Genomic DNA, 23,364 nt, shown 5'->3' with positions numbered 1-23,364 from the left:
TCTGTAGCTGCTCGGTCGGCGGGTCGTAGGCCGGTAGCGGATCGGTGGGATCATCCACGCCGCCACCGCCTTCGCGGGATGTCGGACAGGAAAGCGGTCACGGCGCGGCCGGACTCGGCCACATCGAAATCCCGGGCCCGCACGCGCGCGGCGTCGGCCAGTTTGGCGCGCAGTTCCCGGTCGGCGATGACGGTATCCAGGGCGCGGGTCAGCGCACCGCGGTCCCCGGCCGTGACGAGCAGTCCGTTGACGCCCGGTTCGACGATCTCCTCCGGCCCGCCCGGCCGGGTGGCGATGACCGCGCACCCCGCGTGCATGCCCTCGACCACCACCTGGCCGAAGGGTTCGGGCAGCACCGAACAGTGCACGAGGATATCGGCATGGCGCAGATACGATTCCGGATCGTCGACGTGCCCGGTGAAGGTGACCGGCAGGTCCAGCGCGGTGGCGTGCATCTCGAGCTCGGCGCGGTAGGACTCCTCGTCGAAGAAGGTGCCGCCGACCAGAAAGACTTCGCGCGGAAGGTTTTTCACGTCGGCCAGGGCGCGCAGGAACAGATCCTGGCCCTTCCACGGGGCGAGGCGGCCGACCACCGCGACAATGGTCTCGGCGGCGGGGCGCTGTTCCGGGGGCTCAGCCGCGTCGGCGAACTCGACGCCCGGATAGGCGACGAGGGCGCGGCGCCGCCAGGTGTAGAGCGAGGCGAGGGTCCCCCGGCTGTTGGCGATGACGCCGCGCGCCACCGTCCAGCCGAGCACCCGGATGATCAAGGCCAGCCAGCGGCCGAAGTAGTCGGCCGAAATCCGGTCGTGCACATGCCAGACCAGCGGAATCCGGGCCCGCCCGGCCGCCACCGCACCCATGAGCAGGGCCTTGGTGCTGCCCGCGACCAGCACGGTCGCGTCCAGCTCGCGCACCGTGGCCCCCAACCGCCAGCCCAGCCGCAGCAGACCCAGCGCGCCGATCGCCAGGCTGCGGACCCCGGCCTTGTCGATGGTCATGGCACGGGAGTCGAAATCATTGGGGACCAACCGCGTGGGGATGCCGCGCTCGGCCATCAGCCGCAGCATCGGGCCGTCCTCGGTGTACACCACCGCGCATCGTCCGGCGGGCATGGCCGAAACCAGGCGCAGCGTCGCCAATTCGGCTCCCGAGGGAGCCGCGGTGTGTGCCAGGAAGACGGCCTTCATCGCGGTCATCGGCCGACGAGCTCCGCGTAGAGATCCCGATGCCGACGCGCCGCGACCGCCCAGGAGAACGCCTCGGCCTGCGCGCGGCACTGTTTCGGGTCGGGACGAGTGCCGTTCAGGGCGGCGATGATCCGCGCGGCCAGCGCCTCGGCCCGACCCGGCGGCACGATGAGGGACGCGTCCAAATCCCGGACCGAATCGGGCAATCCACCGCAGTCGGACACCACGGGTGCGCGTCCGGCGGCCAGGGATTCCAGGGCGATGAGCCCGAACCCCTCGAGCGCCAGCGACGGCACCACGGTCAGATCCGCCCGGGCGTACAGCTCGGTGAGCTCGTCGTCGGACACCGAGCCGGTGAACCGGATCGACGGCTGTCGCGCGGCCAGTGCGCGCAATTCGGCCTCGGCACTACCGGTTCCGACGATCACCAGCCGGGCGTCCGGATGCTCGGCGACGACCTCGGCCCAGCCGCGAATGAGCACGTCGATCCCCATCCGCTTCTCCAGCCGCCGCACACACAGCACGGTCCCGGTGTCCGCGGTGTCCTCGGGGACCTGGAAGCGATCCAGATCGACCCCGGGCGGAATCACCGCGACCTTGCCCTCCCGAACCCCGTAGTCGCCGACCAGCAACCGCTTGAAGTGGTCCGACAGCACGACGAACCGATCGGCGCGGGCATAGCGCAGCCGCTCGACGAAATACTTGGCCCGCACCGCCTTCGCGCCCTCCCCGGCCAGGCGGCTCTCGGCCGCCCACGGCCCGTGAAAGTGCACGACCAGCGGATTCCGCACGGCCAACGGTCCGTACAGACAGAAGTGCCGATCCAATACGGTCCCGGGCGTGAGCGCGTCGCGATCGAGAAAGGCCGCCCGGGCCCGCGTGAGCGTCGACCCGCCGGTCGGTCCCCAGGAGCCCGCACCGACCGGTGCGTCTCCGAAAGCCTTTGCGCTGACACTGATCTCGTCAATCTTCGCCAAGGCGCCGTGCAAATCGGTGAAGTACCGATTGAGCCCCCCGTGAGCGGACGAAAACCACTCCGCCCCCGTCATGAACACCCGAATGGGTCGCACCAAAACCCTCACCCCCGGGTCGTCACCCACATCCGAACCCATCGCGACCAATCGCAACGTCCGAATGCCCTTGCAGCGCAAGTGTATGTCAATCCGTCCCGCCAGGCGGGCTATCGATCCGCAACCAACCGGCCGCCCGGTCCTGAACGGCCATTTCCCGCCGCCTACCCTGTATTCCATGACAATTCGTCGCACCATCTCGATCCGGGTGCCCGCAACCCGCGCGGCCGAGTTCGCCACCGCCTTCGCCGCCGTCCGCGCACCCACCCTCCCGCGAGCGGACCGCGTCGCGATGCCCCACGGCGACAACGAGATCAAGGACCTCCCAGCGTCGGGAACCGGACAAAGCTCCGCGCTGAGCGGCTCCCTGATCGCCTCGGACGGGGTGGCCGAGCACCGCGGTTAACGACAACGCCGTGCTGCCGGATCTGCGTTACGGTGATCGGCAGCAGGACGTGGTCGGAGGTAGGCAGACGGTGGGTCGGACACTCGCGCACGGGCAGGTTTTCGCGGGGTACACCGTGGAGCGGCTGCTGGGCGTGGGCGGGATGGGGGAGGTGTACCTCGCCCGCGACCGGGACCTGCCGCGACCGGTCGCGTTGAAGCTGCTGGCGTCGGGGAAGGCCGATGATCCGGAGGTGCGGGCGCGGTTCCTGCGCGAGGCGGATACGGCCGCGCGGCTGTCGCATCCGAATATCGTCGCGGTGTATGCGCGGGGGGATGACGAGCATCGGCTCTGGATGGCCATGCAGTACATCGAGGGGACCGATGTGTCGGCGGTGCTGCGGGACGGGCCGCTGCGGCCGGATCACGCGGTACGGATCATCGGGGAGACGGCGCGGGCACTGGACCACGCGCATCGGGCCGGGGTGCTGCACCGGGATGTGAAACCGGCGAACATTCTGCTGGCCTGGGGGCCGGATCAGCGGGTGTATCTGGCGGACTTCGGGATTGCGAAGGCGGTGGATCACACCAGCGCGCTGACCCGAACCGGCGAGATGTACGCGAGCTTCCAGTACGCCGCGCCCGAACAGTTCGAGCTGCGCACCGACACCGACCACCGGGCCGACGTCTACGCCCTGGGCTGCACGCTGTTTCACATGCTCACCGGGCGGCTGCCCTATCCGGGCGAGACCACCGCCCAACTGGTGGCCGCGCATCTCGGCGCGGAGATCCCCCACCCGCACCTGGTGAATCCCGCCGTCCCGCCCGCCTTCGACCATGTCATCGAGCGCGCGCTGGCCAAGAACCGGGACCAGCGCTACGGCAGCTGCGGGGAACTCGCGGCCGCCGCCGCGCAGGCCCTCACCGCGACGGCCGGGAGCGCGCCGAATGTCGGTGCGTCCCTGAATGTCGGTGCGCCCCTGAATGTCGGTGCGCCGCCGAATATCGGCTCCGCGCCATCGCGGATGGGCCTGGATCCGAGCAAGTTCACCGGTGCGACCACCAAGCCCAGCATGCCCACGCAGCCGCCGCCCGGACCGCCGCCGACGCAGGTCAATTCGCAGTCGCACCACCTGGCCGCGCCCGCGCGGGCGTACGGCCCGGTGCGGAATGGGCCGGGTCCGGTCGACGCCGTCCCGGCCGAGTCGAGTCCCACCGCGCCTCGACGCGGACACAAACGCCTGATCGCCGCCTTTGTCGTGGTGCTCGCCCTTGCCGGTGGTCTCGGCGCCGCGGTCGGCACGGGCGCAATACATTTCGGCGGCTCGGGTTCGGCGGTCAGCTCGGGTGGACAGCAATCACCGGTCGCCGAAGATGTCTCCAAGGACGCCGCCACCAAGGCCGCCTGCGACTACGGGCAGCTGATGAACACCTACGACTACGGCAATGGCGACGCCTGGCAGACCAAGGTCGAGGACGGGGCGACCGGAAGCTGGAAGAGCACCCTGCAGACCCTGCTGCCCACCGTTCGGTTGCTGCTGGAGTCTGGCGACCACACCCGCTCCACCGGCGGAAAATGTACCGTCACCTCCGGCGGTGACACGCATTACGAACTGAACGGGGTCTTCGATCTGGTGGACACCGTGAACGGCAAGGACACCAATCAGCGCACCCTGACCACGCCGATGGCCATGGACTACGTCAATGGCCGCTGGCTGTGCAGCAAGCTGACCATCCCGGGGCTGTCGGGCTGACCATCCGGGACTGTCGGGTTGATCAGACCGGTTTCGGCCACCCTGGATGATCTTGTGAGCGAATCGATTTCGCTGACCAGCGGTCTGTTTCTCGTGTAGCGGAAGAGACTGGTCCTGCGATAGATTCGCTGCGAATTGCTCGGAACCGAGCGTCGGAAGGACATCGCGTGGGGAACTCTGGCGCGGGGGATGGTGCCGGGACAGTGCGGGTGCTCGTCGACAATGGCGAGTACTGGTTACGCAACAGGGGCGACATCGCCATGATGGTGATGACCGTCGAACGCCTGCGGGACCGCTGGCCGCAGGCCCGCATCGGCATGCTCACCGACGAACCGCGCATTCTGCGGGGCGTACTGCCGCAGGCCGAACCTGTGGTCGCCCACAGCGGCGGTCGGTGGGGCAGCGGCGGTTTCGCGGGCATGCTGGACGCGCAGGCCGGAATCCACCTGATCGGCCCCGCCGCCCTGCGGTGGCGAGCCGTCACCGAGGTGCCCAAGCACTATCTGCGCGGCGTCAAGAACTGGGCCCGCAGGGAAGTTCATCAGATCGCCACGGGCGAGAGCGAATCCGAGCTCACCGGCATGCCCGACCTGCCGCCGGTACCAACGGCCCTCGCCGAATCCGATCTGGTCATCGCCCAGGGCGGCGGCTACATGACCGATGTCGATCTCTACCAGGCGCATCGCACGCTCAACCTCCTCGAAGCCGCTCAGCGCCAAGGCATTCCCAATGTCATGATCGGCCAGGGCCTGGGCCCCATGCGCGATGCCGAACTGCTGCGCCGCTGTGCCGAGGTGCTGCCGGGCGTGGACCTCATCGCCCTGCGCGAGGGCCTGCGCGGACCCAAACTGCTGGCCGAACTCGGTGTGCCCGAGGACAAGATCCTGGTCACCGGCGATGACGCGGTCGAATTCGCCTACCGGCTGCGGCGGCCGGAGATCGGCACCGATCTCGGTCTGTGCCTGCGCATCTCGGACTACTCCAAGGTGACCGACTCGGCCCGCGACACTCTCGGCGCGGTCGTGCGCCGCGAGGCCGCGCAGCTGGATACCGCGCTGGCCCCGCTCATCATCTCCGAATACGACGACGAGGATCGTCGCCACACCCTGCCGCTGCTGGCCGGTGCCGCCCGCACCCGGCCGGTCATCAGCCGCGCGGGCACCGCGCAGGATGTGGCGCGTCAGGTCTCACGCTGCCGGGTGCTGGTGACCAGCGCCTACCACCTGGCCGTTTTCGCGCTCTCCCAGGGGATTCCGGCGGTGGCTGTAACGGCCTCCCAGTACTACGACGACAAATTCTATGGGTTGGCCGACATGTTCGACACCGACACCGGCGCCGCCGGGCTGCGGATCGTGCATCTCGACGTGGACAATCTCGATGCCGAATTGACACGTGCCATTCGGCAATTGTGGGAGTCCGCGCCGGAACTGCGGGATACGCTGCAGCAGAAGGCAGTTGAGCAGATCGACGCCGGTCGCGCGGGCCTGGATCGGGTGTACGGGCTGGTAGCGGGAGGTGAGGGCCTGCCCGGCGACATTGCCGAACCAGTTCAGGGGGAATAGATGAAGAACCTTTCGGTGTGCGTTCCGGCCTACAATTCCGGGCGGACCCTCGAGACGACATTGCGCTCGATTCTCGACCAGGACACCGACGCCGAGATCCTCGTGCTGGACAATGCCAGCACCGACGACACCGGCGTCATCGCGAAATCCTTCGACGACAAGCGCGTACGCGTGCATCGCAACGAGGAGACCCTGCCCATCGGCGAGAACTGGAACAAGGCCGTCTCGCTGAGCTCGGGCCGCTTCGTCAAGGTCGTGTGCGCCGACGACATTCTGCTCCCCGGCGCGCTCGACCGGCAGCTCGAAGTCATGGGCGACAACGGCATCGCCATCTGCTCGTCCAAATTCCAGGTCATCGACGAGAACGGCGCTGTCGAGGACACCGATCTCGGCCTGCCCAACCTGCTCGGCCGCCGCCACGCCCGCGCCCTCATGCGCACCATCGTCCACCGCGGCCCCGCGGACTTCGGCCCCACCGCGGCCGCCATGTTCCGCCGCCAGGATTTCGACCGCGTCGGCGGCTTCCGCGGCGACCTGGTCTTCCCCATGGATGTCGACCTGTTCGCGCGCGTGTGTGCCTTCGGTGACTTCTACGGCATGCCCGAAATCCTCGCCGCCTGGCGCAATTCCAGCTTCAATCTGTGCAGCAACACCTCGACGGTCAGCAAGCTCACCGAAATGCTGCTCTTCCACCACCGCCTGGGCTCGGAATACCCGCAGTACGTGGGCCGTGGCGCCGTCCTCGGCGGCGATCTCCGCCTGGCCCGCGCCGCCGCCGAACGAGTCCGCGTCCGCGCCGTGGCCACGGCCCTGCGCCGCCCCGAAATCCTGCACTGACCGGCGCGGAATCCTCTCTGCGCCAAGGCCTTCGGACCCGCCGGTGGAGAGCGGGTCCGGGTGGCCGCCGAGGCGCGGGGGCCACCCGGACCCGGTGGATCAGATGCTGGACAGCGGGCCGTAGGCGACGACGGTGTCGCCGGAGCTGCTCACCAGGCGGACGAAGGGTCGGATGGTGGTGGTGCCCAAGACACCGGTGACGGTGCCGTGGAAACCGGACATGGTGATGCAGCCGTCGGTGCCGGAGACATCGCCGCCCGCGGCGTCGACGGACTGGATGCCGGGGCCGAAGCCGACATCGAGCTGAATGCCCAGGGTCGGGATCAGGTTGAAGACATCCGCTTTCGGGCCGTCCTTGCCGAGTTCCAGTTCCAGGCCGGGGGTCTGGTACTGGAAGGAGATCTTGCCCGAGAGCGTGGCCGGGTAGCCGACCTGGTAGCCGATGGTGATGTGGCCGGTCCACGGATCACCCGCCGGGACATCGACCTTGAAACAGGCCTTGCCGCTGTGGAACCACTCGCGGGTGAGCGGGTTGCCGTCCAACGGCGCCACCCAGTCGATGCGAGTGTCGGCCGAGATGGCCTGGACCGTCCGGCCCTGCTGGTCGACGATCTGGTTGGTGGCATCCACCGCGGCGGCGCCGGTGCCGCCGCTCAGCGCGAGGCCGATGGTGCCCGCGACCGCGACGACGGCGGTGCGCGAAAGCGCAGTCTTGTTATTGCGCATGATAATTCCCATTCCCTCATCAGGTGTAGCTGCGTAATGCCTACGCGTGCTTGATGATTCCCCTGTGTGCTCAGGACGCGGGTATACGTCCCCCCGTCCCCCTCGGTCGTGATCGACCCCACGCTGAGACTATCCCACTCAATTCCCCTGCGTGTGGCCGCAATCGCATGATCGGTATCACAGGCCGACGAGTTGCGCGCCCGGTGGACTCATGTCGCTGCCGGGCGAAGATTGCTGGCTTTCATAGTGGTTCGGGCACTTCGACGATCCACCTCCCGTCCAGCTCGGGCCACCGGGACGAGACCTCCGGCAACAGGTCGGGAAGGGTCAGGAACACCCGATCCGGCTGCGCGGCAACGAGTTCGGCCGGAGACAGAATTGGTATGTCGGTGCCGGGCATGCGGCGTCCCTGCTTGCCCGGGGACGCGTCGGCGACCCCCGCGAGCAGTCCGCGATGCGCGCCCGCGAGATGCAGCAGGGTCACCGCGCGGGAGGCGGCCCCGTAGGCGTAAACGGTCCTGCCGGAGGCGGTTTCGGTCTCCAGCCAGCGTCGCAGCGCCGCGGCCTGCCGATCGGCGGCCTGCTGGAGTCCGCGCACCACGGCCGGATCCGCGACCGCGGCCTCCACCGCGCGAATACGGGCGATCGAGGGATCGGCGTCGGCGGGCGCGTGCACCGCCGCCACCAATACCGTGCCGCCATAGAGGGAGAACTCCCACGCGGTGACCGCCACCAGCCCCGCCGACCGCAGCAGCTCCTGCAGCGCGGCCATCGAGTAGTACGCGAAATGCCCGTGCCGCAGCGCATTCCACTGCCCCTGGCGCACGATGACGTGCAGCGAATGGAATTGCAGCAGTAGCACTCCGCCCGGCGCGACGGCTGCCGCCCGCTGCGCGAACGCCACCCGCTGATGCGGCTCGTGCATGATGCCGAAGCAGTCGATCACGACGTCCGCGGGCCGCTCGGTCACGGTGTAGCCGCGCTCGGTCAGCAGCGGCAGCCAGCTGCCGCCGTGCGGACTCCCGAACTCCCGCACGGTCCCGCCGCCGGGCAGCCACCCGCCCGCCGCGACCCGGGACACCGCGTCCGCGGCCTGGTCCCGCAGGGCCTGCGGTTCCACCCCGCGCGGTTCCGCGGTGACCGTGTCGTCCTCGGCCAGCTGCGCCAGCCCGCACCCGGCACACAGGTCCATGGCCAGCGCGTGCGCCGCCTCGGTCTGCCGCCCCGCCGACTCCAGACTCGGAAAGTCGTCCGCCGCAGGCATTTTCCCGAGATCCAGCACCCGCACCAGCGGCCCCAGCCCGCAGCCGCGACACCCGTACAACGGTTCGCCGCTCATGGCACGATGACCCGGTGCGTATCGAATCGACCGACCTCGCCGATGTCCTGCTCCTGACCCCGCAGCCGTACCGCGACGACCGCGGCCTGTTCACCCGAACCTTCGACGCCGAGGAGTTCGACGCCCACCTGGGCACGCCCGGCCTGTCGGCGAGCTTCGTGCAGGACTCGCAGTCGCGTTCGATCAAGGGCGTGGTGCGCGGCATGCACGGCCGCTCCGGCCGGGGCGAGGCCAAACTGGTGCGCTGCGCGCACGGCGCGGTCCACGACGTCCTGGTCGACATCCGGCCCGACTCGCCGACGTTCGGCCGCCAGCAGGCATTCCTGCTGGACGACACCGACTTCCGTCACCTCTACGTCCCGCCGGGGTTCCTGCACGGCTTCCAGGCCCTGACCGACATCGCCGATGTCTGCTACCGCATCGATCGCCCGCACGACCCGGCCGAGGATCTGGGTGTCGCGTTCGACGACCCGGATCTGGCCATTGCCTGGCCGCAGCCGGTGACCGTGGTGTCGGCGCGGGACGCGGGCGCGGGCTCGTGGCGCGAGCTGCTCGCCGCCCATCACCTCACACCTCGGTCCTGATCCGACGCAGCTCGTCGTCGAGCACCCCGGCTTCCTTCAGCGACTTCAGATGCGCCAGCCGCGTGAACCGTTGGAAGAAGGCCTCGGAGGTGAGCCCGCGCGCGGTGTACTCGCGATAGAGCTCCGCCGCGCCGTCGGGAATGCTCCACTGTGCCTCGAAACCCAATTCCTTGCGGGCATAACCGAAGTCGACCCGGTAGGAGCGCGGGTCCGCGCCGCTCTCGCCGGTGATGACCAACGTGGATTCCGGGACCACGTCGACCACCGCCTGCGCGATCTGCGCCACGGTCAGATTGTTGGCCTCGGTGCCGACGTTGTAGGCGCGGCAGTGAATGGCCTCGGCGGGCGCTTCCAGACAGGTGGCGAACGCCCACGCGATGTCCTGCGCGTGCACCAGCGGCCGCCACGGCGTGCCGTCGGAGAGCACCTTCACCTCGCCGGTGAGCACCGCGTACCCGACCAGATTGTTGAGCACGATATCGGCGCGCAGCCGCGGGGAGAACCCGAACGCGGTGGCATTGCGCAGGAACACGGGGGAGAAGCCGGAGTCGGCGATGGCGGCCACATCGTCCTCGACCCGAACCTTGGATTCGGCGTAGGGCGTGAGCGGACGCAGCGGCGCGTCCTCGGTCACCAGACCATCCCCGGCCGCCCCGTACACCGAACACGTGGAGGCGTAGAGGAATCGGCGCACCCCGGCCTCCTTGGCCAGCCGCGCCAGCCGCACCGAGGCGTGATGGTTGATGTCGTAGGTGATCTGCGGGGCCAGCGCGCCCAGCGGATCGTTCGACAGCGCCGCCAGATGCACGACCGCGTCGAATCCGGTCAGCTGCTCGACGGTCACGTCGCGCAGGTCCACCTCGATGCTCGGCGGCGCGGGCGGGGCCTCACCCAGCACGCATTCCGCGAAATACCCACTGTCCAGGCCGGTCACGTCGTGACCGGCCCGCTGTAGCAGCGGCACCATGACGGTGCCCAGATACCCCTGATGCCCGGTGACGAGCACGCGCATGACTATGCACCTCCGAAAGTGATGGTGGCCTTCTCGAGCAGAAACGCCTCGGCGTAGCGGGCGCGGCACTGCACCCCGCGCAAGCGGCACAGCGACAGGAACGACTCCTCGTCGAACCAATCCCGATCGCGTTGCGAGGGATAGTGTTTCATCAACAGCTCGGCCTTGCGCCGCGCGACGATCTCCGACAGCGGATGGAACAGGGTGGGCCGCGGAGTATCGGTCTCCCACTTGAGGATCTCGTAGCCGAGGATCAGGTGGTCGCGAAACTCGGTGGGGGCCAACTCGGCCAGCAGCCGGTGATCCTGATGCGCGTCGTCGCGATGCGGCGCGAACACCACCTGGGCGTTGCCGTCGCGCCGCAGCTCGCCGACCGCCTCCTTGGCGCGCTCCCAGTGCACGGGCGTGCGGCCGTCCGGCAGATCCAGGATGCGCACATCCAGATCCGCACCCGGACAGAAGGATTCGAGTGCCGCCCGCTCCTCGTCCTCCCGTTCGGTGCCAGCACCGGTGAGGATCAGCGCCCGGACCCGAAGCCCCGGAACGGAATCGGCGAGCGACAGCAGCGTGCCACCCAGCCCGATGGCGAGATCATCGCAATGGGCTGCCAGCAGCGCGATCTCGGAGATCGCGCCGGTGTCGAGTCGGATCATGCGGTGCGGTCACCCGCGGCGGCACGCTCCCACACCATCCACGGCCGATCGCCCTGCTGGTATCCGGCATCCAACTCGGCACGCTCCTTGAAGGTGTCGGCGGGCTTCCAGAACCCGTGATGCTGATACCCGAACAACCGACCCTGCTCGGCCAGCGCGCCGCAGGCGTCCTCCACCAGATCGCCGCCGGGCGGCAGGTGATCGAAGATCTCCTGGGTCAGTACGAAATAGCCGCCGTTCTCCCAGATGGGCAGCTTCGAGACGGGCGTGATGTTCTTGACCTCGCCCGCGCCGTTCACGTCCACGCAGTGGAAGGAGGACTGCGGCGGCACGATCATCATCGAGGCCGCGGCGCCCGACGCCTGGAACTGGCCGATCACCTCGTCCAGGGGCGCGTCAGTGAGCACGTCGGCATAGTTGGCCAGGAAGTACTTCTCGCCCTCGAGATGCTTGCGCACCCGGCGCAGCCGCTCACCGATGGGCGACTCCACCCCGGTGTCGACGAAGGTGATGGTCCAGTCGCTGATATCGGACTGCAGCAGTTCGACCTTGCCGCCGCGGATGACGAAGTCGTTGGACACCGACTCCTGGTAGGTGAGGAAGAAGTTCTTGATGTGGGTGGCCCCGTAACCCAGGCACAGCACGAAGTCCTTGTGCCCGAAATGCGCGTAATAGCGCATGACATGCCAGATGAGCGGGCGCGGGCCCACCATCTGCATGGGCTTGGGGATGACGTCCTCGGTGCCGTTTCGCATGCGCATGCCGTAACCGCCGCAGAACAGTACGACCTTCACTTCGCTTACCTCTCAGCCTGAATGGATGCGGCGGCATCGTCGAACGTCGCATGATGAAGATGGGGAAGGGGATAGACGAGTTCGCCGCCCCAGTCGGTGACGTGCCGCAGCTGCGCGGTGATCTCCCGTTCCAGATTCCAGGGCAGCACCAGCACCACGTCCGGGCGGTCGGCGTCGATCCGCTCCGGTTCGTGTATCGGAATCCGGGTGCCGGGCGTGAACCTGCCGTGTTTGTACGGGTTTCGGTCCACGGTGTACTCGAGCAGATCGGTCCGGATACCGCAGTAGTTGAGCAGGGTGTTGCCCTTGCCGGGCGCGCCGTAACCGACGACGCGCTTGCCGGAAGCCTTGGCCTCCAACAGGAATCGCAGCAGATCCTGCCGCACCCGCTCGGTGTCGGGGCGCAGTTCGAGATAGCCCGCGACCTCGTGCAAACCGGCGTCGGCCTCCAGCTTTAGGACCTCGGCGACCCGCGCGGTGGGGGTGCCCACGCCCTCGGGCCGCGCCCAGACGCGCAGCGAACCACCGTGCGTGCCGATCAGTTCGCAATCGACCACCTCGAGGCCCGCGGTGGCGAGGGCCCGCTGTGCCGACAGCAGCGTGTAGTACTGGAAGTGCTCGTGGTAGATGGTGTCGAACTGGGCCAGCGCCACCAGGTTCAGGGCGTGGTGCACCTCGATGGACAGCCAGCCGTCCTCGGCCATGAGCGCCCGCAGCGAGCGGGTGAAGCCCAGCAGATCGGGGATGTGGGCGTAGACGTTGTTGGCCACCACCAGGTTCGCGGGCCCGTGCTCGGCGCGCACCCGGGCGGCCAACTCCTCGTCGAGGAAGGCGGTCTCGGTCGGCACACCCCGATCCCGCGCTGCCGCACCGACATTCACCGACGGCTCGATGCCGAGGCAGGGGATCCCGGCGGCCACGGCGTGCTGCAGAAGGTAGCCGTCGTTGCTCGCCACCTCGATAATGAAACTATCGCCGTTCAGATTTAGCTGTGTGATTGCTTGATCCACAAAGAGTTTCGCGTGCCGAACCCAGCTGTCGGAGAAGGACGAAAAGTACGCATATTCCGTAAATGTCTCTTCCGGGGTAATGAGCGCCGGAATCTGCAATAGCAGACAGTTCTCGCAGAGCCGCAGATGCAGCGGATATGTCGATTCCGGCAGGTCCAGTTCGTCGGCCGTGAGAAATTTCTCGCAGGGCGGCGTGGCACCTAGATCAAGAATGCTGATCAAGCTCTTGGAGTCGCAGAGACGACATTGCACGAAGATTCCCCACCTTTCACCGAGCCCGGGCTGCCCGCGCAGCACCGGATGACCTGTGGTCGGCTCGGTCCGGCCTTACGTTACAACAGGATTGCTCCGCGCTACCGGGGTAAGCGGGTGACGGATGGTGCCAAATCGACTGTATTTCTGCGACTCGCAGAACCGGGCGTCCGGTCGGCAAACCTCCGAGTCTTGCATTACAAGGGTTTCGCCCAGCTCACACGGTGTGTCCTGCGTAGTTCAACCTGCGATGTTGCGAATAGGGGAAATGGGGGGAGGGTGGCGTGCCGACGGTCGCGTTGGCGTCCGTTACTTTTCGGAAACGTTGAGGCCGTGCGGGATTGAACTTGCCCGCCGCCGGAGGTGTGTAACATTCGCCTTCTGGCCGACGAACTATTCGACGGCCACATCGGTTGTCATGGTCCTGAAAGCCCTTGGGGAACCGGCGTCAGCCTGTCGTGGAACTGATCAGCGGGGATTGGAACCGAGTTCTCCCGTGGGGGAGGTGCGTTCGTTTCATGAGTTACGAGGTTTCTGCCGGTCGCGCCGTGCGCGCACACCGGCCACCACGTCCGGCGCCACGCTCGGATCGTGAACGCTGGCAAGCGGATTACGCGCGTCGGCTATTTGTCAGCGACCTATTTGTTCTGGTCCTGGCCATAGGATTCGCCCAGTGGATTCGATTCGGGGGCACGGCCACGGAGCCGCCATTGGCCTCGCAGCTACCGCTCGAGGTGCGCTACACCATGGTCTCGGTGGTGCTGGCGGTGGCCTGGTCGCTCACCCTCACGCTCAGCGGCACTCGGTCGCCGCGCGTGATCGGCAGTGGTACAGAGGAATACCGACGCGTGGTGGCCGCGTCGCTCAAGCTCTTCGGCGGCATCGCCATCGTGTCGCTGCTGCTGCGGGTGGACATCGCCCGCGGCTATCTGGCCATCGCCCTGCCGCTGGGCATGATCGGGCTCATGGTCGAGCGCCGACTGTGGCGCTACTGGGTGGCAACGCGCCGGGCACGCGGCGAATACCGCACCGCCATGCTGGTGGTCGGCAGCCCCGAGTCGGCGCGCGCCATGGTGGCGGCCTTCTCCCGGGACTGCGACTCCGGCTACCAGGTGATCGGGGTCTGCACCCGTGAGGACGGCGACCTCGCGGAACGGGTGCTCGAGGTCGGGGGTCGCGAAATCCCCATTGTCGCAAACGATCACGATGTCATCGACGCGGTCCGCCGCACCGGGGCCGACACCGTCGCGGTCACCGTCACCGACAATCTCGGCCCCGCCGACTTCCGGCGCATGGCATGGGAACTCGACGAACTCGGCGCCGAACTCATCGTCACACCGGGCCTCGTCGACATCGCGGGCACCCGCCTCACCCACCGGGTGGTCGCGGACATGCCGATGCTGCACGTGGAGAAGCCGCAATACGACCGCGCGAAGTCGATTCGCAAGGACGTCTTCGACTTCTGTTTCGCCCTGGCGGCCCTGATCTCCATCGCCCCGGCGCTGGCGGTCATCGCGCTGGCGGTGAAATTCAACAGCCGCGGCCCCATCTTCTACCTGTCCGAACGCATCGGCCGCGACGGTCGGCCGTTCCGAATGATCAAGTTCCGCAGCATGTACGCCGACGCCGAGGCGCACATCAACGCCCTGATCGAATCGAACGGCGGCAACCCGCTGTTCTTCAAGGTCCGCGACGATCCGCGAGTCACCCCGGTGGGCAAGGTGATTCGCAAGTACTCCCTCGACGAGCTGCCGCAGTTCATCAATGTGCTGCGCGGTGAGATGAGCATCGTGGGCCCCCGGCCGCAGGTGCGGCGCGAGGTCGACTCCTATGACGGCGTCATGCGGCGGCGCTTGCTGGTGAAGCCGGGCGTCACCGGCCTGTGGCAGGTCAGCGGCCGCTCCGACCTGACCCCCGAGGACGCCATGCGCCTGGACCTCTCCTACGTCGAAAACTGGTCCATGGTCCTGGATCTCCTGCTGATCGCCAAGACGATCGGTGCGGTGACCAGGGGGGAGGGCGCGTACTGACGCCGGTTCGGCTCTCACCGATTCGTCACCCATGGCAGACTCTCTGCGGACACGCCGTGCGGGGGAGGATGACAGTGGGATTGGTGCCGGATGACGCTTCCTGACCCGGAAGCGACCCGTGCGGTATTGATCGGAACCGCGAACTACGACGCGGACTCGGGATTCGACTCCTTTCCGGAGATCGCACGCAGCCTGTCCGACTTCGCCGAGTTCCTGCGGACCCAGACCGGAATTCCCGAGCGGCACATCGATGTCGTGCTCGACCCGGCCGACGGGTCGACCATGGCCGCCACCATTACCGCCGCCGCGCGGGCGGCGACCGGGCTGCTGCTCGTCTACTACGTCGGGCACGGGGTGGTCGTCGACAACCAGTTGCACTTGACGCACACCGGAACCCGCGCCGACGAGGCGGATGTGACGGCGCTGCCCTATTCGATCGTGCGGTCGCGGATCAAGAGCAATGCGCGGGGAGCGGTCGTGGTGATTCTCGACTGCTGCCACAGCGGGAAGGCGTTCGGACGCGAGGTGCTCGCGGGTGACGGCGAGATCCTGCGCGCGGCCACCGATATCGACGGCGCGTTCGTGCTGACCGCGACCGATGAGAAGACCAAGTTCGCGGTGGCGAAGGGGGATGGCGGGCGCACCGCGTTCACGGGCATGATGCTCGACATCCTCCGCACCGGGGTGCCGACGGCGGATCGCTACCTGACCATGTCGGTGCTGTTCCGCGAACTGCGCGACCGGCTGCCCGCCGCCAATATGCCCAAACCCAAAGCGCTGGAACGCGGTACGGCCGGACGGGTGGCCCTCGCGGCCAATGCCGGATGGACCGGCCGCAGCGAGCCAGTCGGGCTCCCGGAGCTGATCGCCACCGCCTATACGGCGCAGATCCGCGATCTCACGCCCGCGGACGGGCTGCTCGATCGCGAGGCCGAACTCCGTGAGCTCGCCGAATTCTGTTCGGGCGACGAGCCTTACGTGTGGTGGCAGGCGGGACCGTGGGCTGGCAAGACCGCCATCATGACGTGGTTCGCGCTGCATCCGCCGCCGAATGTGCGGGTGGTGTCGTTCTTCATCACCTCGCGGCTGGCGGCGCAGGACGATCACAATGCGTTCACCGACGCTGTGCTGGAACAGCTTTCGGTGCTGGTGCCGGATCAGGCGGCGGCGCTCGCGCGGGCGGGGAGCAATCGCGACGCGCTGCGTCTGCATCTGCTGGAGTTGGCCGCCCAGCGGGCCGCGGACAGTGGCGCGCGACTGGTGCTGCTGGTCGACGGCCTCGACGAGGATCGCGGCAAGCCCAGCATCGCCTCGCTGCTGCCGAAGAATCCGGGGCCCGGGCTGCGGGTCATTGTCGCGGCGCGGCCGAATCCCGCACTGCCGCTGGATGTTCCCGGCAATCACCCGCTGCATCACTGCCGTCGCCGCGAGGTGGATCGGTCCCCGGCGGCGTTCGACATCATTCAGGCCGCGCGGTTGGAGCTGCGCGGCATTCTGGAGCGCTCCGATGACGATCAGGAGATCCTCGGGTTGATCACCGCGGCACACGGTCTCACCGCGAGCGAACTCGAGGACCTCACCGGATTGCCGCCGTTCCGGATCGAGAAGACGCTCACCGGCGTCACCGGCCGCACCTTCCGCGCCTACACCAGTCGCTACGCCGCCGATCAGATCAATCTGCTCGCCCACGAGACCCTGCAGCGGGAGGCCGAGACCGCGCTGGGGCGGACGCTCATGGAGCGGTATCGCGAGCGGATTCACGCCTGGGCCGCCCGATATCGCGATCAGGGCTGGCCGAGCCGCACCCCGACTTACCTACTGACCCGGTACTTCTCGATGCTGCGCGGGCAGCGTGATGTGGCGCGCATGACCGCGCTGGCATTGGACACCGTCCGCCACGATCGGTTGCTGGACCTCACCGGCGGGGACGGGACCGCGCGCAACGAGATCGCCACCGTCTCGCGGCTCTGGCTGGCCGATCGTGATCCCGATCTGCTGTCCGTCTCGCGGCTCGCCATGCGGCGGCGACGGCTGACCCAGCGCGGCACCAATGTCCCGGTGCGCTTGCCCGCCGCGCTCGCGCTGCTCGGGGACCTGCCCCGGGCGCAGAGTCTGGTCGACGGCATGCTGCGGTCCGGTCGACGTCTGCGGGCGCAAATCGCCTTGGATTCGGTGCAATTCAGCGCTGCCGATCCGTCGGGCAATCGATCGTTGGTCGAAGCCTTGCGCAGATCGACCCACCGCACACTGACCGACAATGACCGTCGCCGGATCGCCACCGGCCTGATCGAGGCCGGAGACCCCGAGACCGCTGCCGAGCTGGCGCAGGAGATCATTACGCCCCGGGAGCGGGTTCGCGTTCTCGCGCAGCTGGTTTCGGCCTGGCGGGCCGAGGATCGGCGGGCGGAGCTCGAGGTGGCGATCGGCGAGGTTCATCGGCATGCGCTGCTGGTGAAGGGGCCCGATCATCGGGACGAGATTCTGAGTTACGCGGTCGCTGCCTTCGCCGATATCGGCGACTTCGAGGAGGGCTTCTCCCTGGGCCGCCTGATCGAGTCCGCGGACTTCCAGGCCGTCGCGCTGTGCCGGATCGCGCGATCCATGGCGCTGCAGGGTGAGCCGGAGCCCGCCGCCATGTGCGTCGGGTCGGCGCTGGCCATCGGACGGTCGATCGTCGATCTGGTCGAACGGTCGAGCCTCCTGGCCCGGGTCGCCTCGGATCTGGTGGCCGGGGGATTTCGGGACGAGCTCCGCGCCGAGGTCGATACCGTCGAGACCGGGCTGGCCGGGTACACGGGGCGGGCGCGTCTCGAGATCGTCGAGCATCTGGTCGAATGCCTGGTCGTGCTCGAGGATCCGGATCACGCCATCGAGTTGGGTCGCGAATTCGCGCCGGGGACCAACGGACTCGACATCCTGACCGCCGTACTGCCCGCACTCGTCTCCGCCGACCGGATCGCCGACGGGCGACGTCTCGCCGCCGAAATCGAACGCACCTCGTATCGGACCACCGATCCCTACGAGCGCGGATTCGCGTTCTACACGGTGATTCGGGCCCTGGTCATCGCCCGCGACATGATCCGGGCCGCCGCGCTGGCCGACCGCATCGACGACAACGGTTGCAGATTCCTGGTTTTCACCCACCTCGGCACGCGACCCGACGAAACCGCCCAGCAGGCAGCGGTTTTCCTCGAGACCGCGATGCGGACGCTGCACCTGCTGCTGGACCGGGTGATCGCCGGGGACGAGAAGGCGCTGTGGGAGTTCACCAGGACCGTGCTGGTAGCGGCCAAGCCCGATCGGGACGGGCCCACACCGCTGGCTGAGCTGACCGGCGGCCTGATCGCCATCGGCGCCATCGATTCGGCGACGGGGCTGGGGCGGCGGCTCGCCGGTCTGTACTCGAGCTGGGCCGAACCACCGGACGGACTCGACTACGAACTGGGTTGTCTGGCCGCTGTTTTCGTCGAATTGGGGCACGCCGATCGCCTACACGGTGTGCTGGACCGGATCTTCGGGGTCGGACGGCGGTGCACGGTCCTGCGTTACATGGTCGAGAACGCGGGCATCGAGCTCGCCGCACCGATCGTGGGTCCGCTGCTCGACGAGTTCGAGAAGACCGTGGCGGCGGCCGATTACGTTGCGACGCTGCCCGATCGGGTGAGCCTGGTGCTGCTGTCGGCGGCCCTGGGCGACGGTGATCGGGTCGGCCGGTTGGTCGACGGACTCTCGCCCCTCGATCTCGATCCGCAGCACGTGTATTCGGTGCTCGCGGCGGCGCGGGCCCGGACCGGTCCGCTCGGTGAGGCGGCCATGATCGCGAGCGTCGTTTCGGACGAGAGGGAACGATCCCTCGCCTATCGCGAGGTGGTCGCGGCGCTCGTGCGAGCCGGACAGGAGCAGCGGGCCTTGCGGTTCAGCGAGCGTATTCCGTTGGTGGTGGAGCGGATTCGGGCCTTGGCGGTGGTCATTCCGGCGCTGGCCGAGAATCTCGGAACCGACAGCGCGCGAACGATCTTGCGGGATGCGGCACTGCTGCTCGGCGAGATTCCGCGCGCCGACCTCCGCGACCTCGCCGTCGAACCACTCGTCGAGGTGGCCCTGGCGATCGGGGACGGCCGCTACGCCGACGAATTGGCGCATACGACCGAGGGCGAGACGCGCTCGCGATTGCTCACGCGCATCGTGGATGCTCGAGTCCGAACCTCCGCCGGTCTCCCGGCCGCCGAGAAGGAGGCCGCGCGACGCGAGATCCGTCGACTCCTGGCCGAGGTGTGGACCCTCGGACCCTGGTTCTCGGCATTGGATGCGGTGGCCCGATTCGATCCGGCGCTGCTGGGCGATATCGCCGACGAAGCCCTGCGTCTGGACGCCGGGAAAGCGACCGATCGCGGCGACGAAAGCGTCGCGTTGCGGCGACGAGGGATATAGCCTGGCAGGCGCGAAACACGCGGATGGCGAAGGAAATACGCGCAAGCGAGGTGGAATTCTGTGATCGAAGTCGGTGCCCGCTCGGAACTGATCTACCGAATCCCGGAGGGTCGGACGGTGCCCGACCTCTACCCGGATTCGCCAGAGTTTCAACAGATTCCAGCGGTGTTCGCGACGGGCTACCTGGTCGGCCTGATGGAGTGGGCCTGCGCACGCCACCTCCATCCGCACCTGAGCCCAGGGCAGACCAGCGTGGGAACCCACATCGATGTCAGTCACGTCGCGCCCTCGCTGCCCGGCATGACGGTCACCGTGCAGGTCGAGGTCACCGCCGTGCAAGGTCGCCGCATTCGATGGTCGGTCCAGGCTCGCGACGATCGCGACAACATCGGTGAGGGCATTCATCACCGTGCCATCATCGACACCGAACAGTTCATCGCCCGAATCAATGTCAAGGCAACCGACATCTCGGTGCCCCCGCTCACCCGTCTGCCCCACGCCCCGATCGCCGCACCAACACTGTGACAGCCCCTGTGTCGCACCCGATCTCATCACTAGCTTTCACCCGGTTCGATTACCAGGGGAGGGTGCCGTCGGTGTCGAAGTATCCGCCGGTAGGGCCGTCGTGGTCGATTTGAGCCATGCGGACGATGATTTCGGCGCCCTGCTCGACGGTCTGTCGTCCGGCTCCCGCGTTGAGGTCGGTGCTGGTGAATCCGGGCTCCACGGCATTGATCCGGATGGTGGGGAATGCGTGTGCGTAGCGCAGGGTGATGGCGTTGACGGCGGACTTGGACGCCGGGTACGCGACGCCGGGGTAGGCGTGCGCCGCTGTGCCTTCGGTGGCGGACCGGGTCAGTGATGCCAACCCACTGCTCACATTGACCACCACCGCGGCGGACGACCGCTGCAGTAGTGGCAGAAACGCGTGCAGCACGCGGACCATGCCGAAAACGTTGGTCTCGAACGTCCTCCGCATCAAGTCCGCGGTCACCTCTCCGGCACCGACCACGTCGTCGGGTGCGCTCCACTCCGGCGCGATTCCGGCATTGTTGACCAACACATCGAGCCCGCCTTCCGCCTTGATGGTCTCGGCCGCGGCGAGTACGGAGGCATCGTCGGTGACATCGAGCTGAACGGCCCGCGCGCCCAACTCTTCGGCGGCACGTCGACCGCGCACAGCATCCCGGCTGCCGATGTAGACGGTATGGCCCGCAGCAACGAGCCGACGAGCTGTCTCATAGCCGAGCCCCTTGTTGGCTCCGGTGATCAAAGTTGTTGTCATACCCGCGACGCTAGAATTTAGAGCGTGCTCGAAGTCAAGGCGCAATCGAAACCCCAATCGGCCCATCCCGATCCGGAGGCCGGGATGACCATCGCCGAGGCCGCCCGCCGCACCGGCGTCAGCGTGCACACCCTGCGCTACTACGAACGCGCCGGTCTGGTCCTCACCAACATCACCAGGACCTCCACCGGTCGCCGCCGCTACCGCCAACTCGACCTGGACTGGATCACCATCTGCACCAAACTGCGAGCCACCGGCATGCCCATCAAAACCATCCGCCACTACGCCCAACTAGTAGACGCCGGTCGCGGCAACGAACAACAGCGCCTGGACCTCCTCGAATCCCACCGCGCCACCGTCCTCGCCAAACTCGCCGAACTCCAGCAAAACCTGCAGCTCATCGACCACAAACTAGCCGTCTACCGAGCCCGCCTCACCGCAGGCAACGCCGACACCCTCTGGGTAATCCCACCAACCCCCCACTGAACCGAAAGGCGTTGACCCCCATGACATCACCCGACAACCCCAACATCGACGACCCCCAAACCCCCTACACAGCCTCCATAACAACAAACGCCGACGGCATCAACTCCGACCTCAGCAAGCTAACCAGAGACCTCACCCTGGACGACCCAAACCCAGAAGACCCCCGCTAGCCCCACTCCCACCCGCCGAGTTGCGAAGGAGGGCAACGCCTGTCACTATCGGCCCTCATGATCGGAAGAATCGAGTCCTCCACCGCGCGATGAGCGTGACCACCGGCCCGGCCGAGCCCCGCCCCCGGACTTCCTTCTACAACCACGCTCTCGCCCTCGCCCGGAGATACCCGGGCATCCCACTGCCCCAAGAAGGCAGACCGTATCCGGATGCCGACCGCCGATTCATTCGCGTGGGAGGTGACGACAGGTCCGATTACCAGGGCACCCGTACGAGCTGCCTGATCGATGAATACTTCGGTGCGCCACCAGAAAACCGCGACATCGAACGGCTCCGCCGCGAGGTCATCGAGTACGACATCGAGAGCGCCCTGTGGCCGTCGATGGCCGAGGCAATCAGCCGCGTGGAGCCTGACCAAGCTCGTGAACTGGGCCGTCGTCTCACTCGCACCAGCATCGACGAGAACCCGACTGTGCTCGGCATGGCGATACTCGCCGCTGTCGGAACCGAAGAGGATGTCTCGTTGATCCAGACAATCGGACTGCTGTCCAACACCTTTGGACTTCTGGCCGCCCAGGCTCTCGCACGGCTTCCCGATGCCACGGCCAACCTCATCTGGCTCGCCGACCGCACCGCGGGTTGGGGTCGCGTGTATCTCGTCCAAGCCATTTGCGAGCTCAACGATCCCGCGGCGGAACCGTGGCTCCTGCGCAAGGCCTGCGATGGCGACTACCTCAACGGCGAATACGCCTACAAGGTTGCCTGCGCTGTACCGATCCACCGAGCGATAGCGGCACCGGATGCCGACGAGGCTCTCATCGACCACACCGGAGACCTGATGTCCACGCTGGTCTGGAGTGACGGCATGGGCGGCACCATCTGGGACTACGAGCACGCCGAACAGGTCCTCACCGACTACCTCTCGCACACGGGCGCGCTCACACCCACCGTGGACCGATATCGCTGGCTCTGGATTCTCGCCTGTTTTCTGGACGGTCGCCAGAACCGGACACCACCGAACTGGGCAACCCTGGAGTCACTTCGAACCGGCTACTGGTCACTGATAACCGCCCCGCCATGGCATTCCGTTGTCAGTGCGGCATCCACCAGCAACGACGAACGAACTCGAAGATGGGCATTCCGGATCCTCGGCGAGCTGCGCGAACGTGCCACCCACAGCGGTGAATGACGACTATGCCGCCGACGCCCGCACCGCACGGCCTACTGGTCATCGGCGAGCCATTCCCGGCGGAGCGCCATGGACGGAGTGGAATGTTCTAAGTTGCCGTGTATGACTCGCTACCAGCTATTTCGCGTAGCACGTATCTGCGGGTATGCGTTCTGGTGGTTCTTCATCGCGGCCACCATGGTGGCAGGGGGAATCTCATGGTTCGGTGATTCCGACCGCGGCGATGCTGGCTGGATTGTTCATGGATCCCGAATGGGCGAGCCCCGAAGGTACACGGACTACGTCCCGTCGGACGGATTCGATATCACCTCGGGCTTGACCTTCGTCGCTTTTTGCCTGCTGGTTCTCGCGGCGGTAGCCGAGGCGGTCGCGGTGCGGCGGGTGGCCGCCGGAATCATCACCGTCCTCGTGCCGTTCGTGACGGCAGCGTTGATTTGGGCCGCAATGCCACTCGGGCACTGGAGCTTCTTCCTCGAATCAGTTCCCGCTGTATTGGTAATCCTGGTGGCCGTGGCGATCCGCGAGGTCTGGACCCGGCGTCTCGCACCCTCTGCGACTGCCAAAATCGAACCGAGATAGCCGCTTCAGTCAGCGCGGTGTTCGGT

20 protein-coding genes are annotated in these 23,364 nt (G+C 67.4%); 11 read left to right on the top strand and 9 right to left on the bottom strand.

The annotated features are described in order from the left end of the window. Positions 1–50: 50 nt before the first annotated feature. The gene (locus VMT40_RS28935; protein WP_326362106.1) at positions 51–1,199 is read right to left on the bottom strand and encodes a glycosyltransferase family 4 protein; all 1,149 of its coding nucleotides are present in this window, start codon (positions 1,197–1,199) and stop codon (positions 51–53) included. Further along, complete coding sequence (locus tag VMT40_RS28930) at positions 1,196–2,239, bottom strand: glycosyltransferase family 4 protein (RefSeq protein ID WP_326362777.1); 1,044 nt, start codon at positions 2,237–2,239, stop codon at positions 1,196–1,198. The genes VMT40_RS28935 and VMT40_RS28930 overlap by 4 nt, the downstream gene beginning before the upstream one ends. Before the next feature lie 199 nt (positions 2,240–2,438). Between VMT40_RS28930 and VMT40_RS28925 the strand changes: the two genes are divergently transcribed. The 4 genes from VMT40_RS28925 to VMT40_RS28910 all read left to right on the top strand — a co-directional run bounded on the left by VMT40_RS28925 (position 2,439) and on the right by VMT40_RS28910 (position 6,797). Continuing rightward, on the top strand, positions 2,439–2,666 hold the full coding sequence (locus tag VMT40_RS28925) for a hypothetical protein (protein WP_326362104.1): 228 nt from the start codon (positions 2,439–2,441) through the stop codon (positions 2,664–2,666). Between the two features lie 70 nt (positions 2,667–2,736). After that, positions 2,737–4,398: a serine/threonine-protein kinase gene (locus tag VMT40_RS28920; protein WP_326362102.1), complete on the top strand. Its 1,662-nt coding sequence runs from the start codon at positions 2,737–2,739 to the stop codon at positions 4,396–4,398. A gap of 167 nt (positions 4,399–4,565) precedes the next feature. After that, entirely contained in the window at positions 4,566–5,960 is a 1,395-nt protein-coding gene (locus VMT40_RS28915) for a polysaccharide pyruvyl transferase family protein (RefSeq protein WP_326362100.1), read from the top strand. Continuing rightward, positions 5,961–6,797 (top strand): glycosyltransferase family 2 protein, encoded by an 837-nt coding sequence (locus tag VMT40_RS28910; RefSeq protein ID WP_326362099.1) that lies wholly within the window; start codon positions 5,961–5,963, stop codon positions 6,795–6,797. It begins immediately after the preceding gene. A gap of 99 nt (positions 6,798–6,896) precedes the next feature. On the opposite strand, the gene VMT40_RS28905 is transcribed toward VMT40_RS28910, so the two are convergent. Both VMT40_RS28905 and VMT40_RS28900 read right to left on the bottom strand, forming a co-directional pair. Further along, entirely contained in the window at positions 6,897–7,523 is a 627-nt protein-coding gene (locus tag VMT40_RS28905; RefSeq protein ID WP_326362098.1) for an MspA family porin, read from the bottom strand. Between the two features lie 241 nt (positions 7,524–7,764). After that, on the bottom strand, positions 7,765–8,862 hold the full coding sequence (locus tag VMT40_RS28900) for a class I SAM-dependent methyltransferase (RefSeq protein WP_326362096.1): 1,098 nt from the start codon (positions 8,860–8,862) through the stop codon (positions 7,765–7,767). A 14-nt stretch (positions 8,863–8,876) separates the two neighbouring features. On the opposite strand from VMT40_RS28900, the gene rfbC reads away from it, so the two are divergent. Continuing rightward, a complete protein-coding gene (rfbC, locus tag VMT40_RS28895; RefSeq protein WP_326362095.1) occupies positions 8,877–9,446 on the top strand; it encodes a dTDP-4-dehydrorhamnose 3,5-epimerase in 570 nt (189 codons plus the stop codon). Here the strand turns inward: rfbC and VMT40_RS28890 are convergent. The 4 genes from VMT40_RS28890 to VMT40_RS28875 are packed head-to-tail and all read right to left on the bottom strand — an operon-like array spanning position 9,430 to position 13,167. Next, the gene (locus VMT40_RS28890; RefSeq protein ID WP_326362094.1) at positions 9,430–10,458 is read right to left on the bottom strand and encodes an NAD-dependent epimerase/dehydratase family protein; all 1,029 of its coding nucleotides are present in this window, start codon (positions 10,456–10,458) and stop codon (positions 9,430–9,432) included. The genes rfbC and VMT40_RS28890 overlap by 17 nt on opposite strands. Before the next feature lie 2 nt (positions 10,459–10,460). After that, entirely contained in the window at positions 10,461–11,111 is a 651-nt protein-coding gene (locus VMT40_RS28885) for a PIG-L deacetylase family protein (protein WP_326362092.1), read from the bottom strand. Continuing rightward, complete coding sequence (locus tag VMT40_RS28880) at positions 11,108–11,905, bottom strand: glucose-1-phosphate cytidylyltransferase (RefSeq protein WP_326362090.1); 798 nt, start codon at positions 11,903–11,905, stop codon at positions 11,108–11,110. The genes VMT40_RS28885 and VMT40_RS28880 overlap by 4 nt, the downstream gene beginning before the upstream one ends. Before the next feature lie 5 nt (positions 11,906–11,910). Then, on the bottom strand, positions 11,911–13,167 hold the full coding sequence (locus tag VMT40_RS28875) for a class I SAM-dependent methyltransferase (RefSeq protein WP_326362088.1): 1,257 nt from the start codon (positions 13,165–13,167) through the stop codon (positions 11,911–11,913). Between the two features lie 518 nt (positions 13,168–13,685). Between VMT40_RS28875 and VMT40_RS28870 the strand changes: the two genes are divergently transcribed. The 3 genes from VMT40_RS28870 to VMT40_RS28860 all read left to right on the top strand — a co-directional run bounded on the left by VMT40_RS28870 (position 13,686) and on the right by VMT40_RS28860 (position 20,153). Beyond that, positions 13,686–15,197, top strand: a complete 1,512-nt coding sequence (locus VMT40_RS28870) for a sugar transferase (protein WP_326362086.1) — start codon at positions 13,686–13,688, stop codon at positions 15,195–15,197. A 90-nt stretch (positions 15,198–15,287) separates the two neighbouring features. Beyond that, on the top strand, positions 15,288–19,628 hold the full coding sequence (locus VMT40_RS28865) for a caspase, EACC1-associated type (RefSeq protein ID WP_326362084.1): 4,341 nt from the start codon (positions 15,288–15,290) through the stop codon (positions 19,626–19,628). Positions 19,629–19,688: 60 nt separating this feature from the next. After that, positions 19,689–20,153, top strand: a complete 465-nt coding sequence (locus tag VMT40_RS28860; RefSeq protein WP_326362083.1) for a thioesterase family protein — start codon at positions 19,689–19,691, stop codon at positions 20,151–20,153. Between the two features lie 49 nt (positions 20,154–20,202). Here VMT40_RS28860 and VMT40_RS28855 read toward each other — a convergent pair whose 3' ends face one another. Then, entirely contained in the window at positions 20,203–20,913 is a 711-nt protein-coding gene (locus tag VMT40_RS28855; protein ID WP_326362081.1) for an SDR family NAD(P)-dependent oxidoreductase, read from the bottom strand. Between the two features lie 24 nt (positions 20,914–20,937). On the opposite strand from VMT40_RS28855, the gene VMT40_RS28850 reads away from it, so the two are divergent. The 3 genes from VMT40_RS28850 to VMT40_RS28840 all read left to right on the top strand — a co-directional run bounded on the left by VMT40_RS28850 (position 20,938) and on the right by VMT40_RS28840 (position 23,338). Beyond that, the gene (locus VMT40_RS28850) at positions 20,938–21,399 is read left to right on the top strand and encodes a MerR family transcriptional regulator (protein WP_326362080.1); all 462 of its coding nucleotides are present in this window, start codon (positions 20,938–20,940) and stop codon (positions 21,397–21,399) included. A gap of 403 nt (positions 21,400–21,802) precedes the next feature. Further along, positions 21,803–22,759 carry a hypothetical protein gene (locus tag VMT40_RS28845; RefSeq protein ID WP_326362079.1) on the top strand — a complete coding sequence of 319 codons (957 nt, stop codon included), beginning with the start codon at positions 21,803–21,805 and terminating at the stop codon, positions 22,757–22,759. Positions 22,760–22,861: 102 nt separating this feature from the next. Next, complete coding sequence (locus VMT40_RS28840) at positions 22,862–23,338, top strand: hypothetical protein (RefSeq protein WP_326362078.1); 477 nt, start codon at positions 22,862–22,864, stop codon at positions 23,336–23,338. Positions 23,339–23,364: the final 26 nt, after the last annotated feature.

The organism is Nocardia sp. CDC160 (genome assembly GCF_035818795.1).
Classification (GTDB): domain Bacteria; phylum Actinomycetota; class Actinomycetes; order Mycobacteriales; family Mycobacteriaceae; genus Nocardia.
This window is presented reverse-complemented; position numbering and strand designations above follow the sequence as displayed.

Coding starts and splice junctions, on each gene's coding strand:
- VMT40_RS28930 (WP_326362777.1), bottom strand. CDS start 2,239: ATGACGGGGGCGGAGTGGTTTTCGTCCGCTCACGGGGGGCTCAATCGG.
- VMT40_RS28900 (WP_326362096.1), bottom strand. CDS start 8,862: ATGAGCGGCGAACCGTTGTACGGGTGTCGCGGCTGCGGGCTGGGGCCG.
- VMT40_RS28905 (WP_326362098.1), bottom strand. CDS start 7,523: ATGCGCAATAACAAGACTGCGCTTTCGCGCACCGCCGTCGTCGCGGTC.
- VMT40_RS28865 (WP_326362084.1), top strand. CDS start 15,288: ATGACGCTTCCTGACCCGGAAGCGACCCGTGCGGTATTGATCGGAACC.
- VMT40_RS28910 (WP_326362099.1), top strand. CDS start 5,961: ATGAAGAACCTTTCGGTGTGCGTTCCGGCCTACAATTCCGGGCGGACC.
- VMT40_RS28840 (WP_326362078.1), top strand. CDS start 22,862: ATGACTCGCTACCAGCTATTTCGCGTAGCACGTATCTGCGGGTATGCG.
- VMT40_RS28935 (WP_326362106.1), bottom strand. CDS start 1,199: ATGACCGCGATGAAGGCCGTCTTCCTGGCACACACCGCGGCTCCCTCG.
- VMT40_RS28855 (WP_326362081.1), bottom strand. CDS start 20,913: ATGACAACAACTTTGATCACCGGAGCCAACAAGGGGCTCGGCTATGAG.
- VMT40_RS28925 (WP_326362104.1), top strand. CDS start 2,439: ATGACAATTCGTCGCACCATCTCGATCCGGGTGCCCGCAACCCGCGCG.
- VMT40_RS28870 (WP_326362086.1), top strand. CDS start 13,686: ATGAGTTACGAGGTTTCTGCCGGTCGCGCCGTGCGCGCACACCGGCCA.
- VMT40_RS28890 (WP_326362094.1), bottom strand. CDS start 10,458: ATGCGCGTGCTCGTCACCGGGCATCAGGGGTATCTGGGCACCGTCATG.
- VMT40_RS28885 (WP_326362092.1), bottom strand. CDS start 11,111: ATGATCCGACTCGACACCGGCGCGATCTCCGAGATCGCGCTGCTGGCA.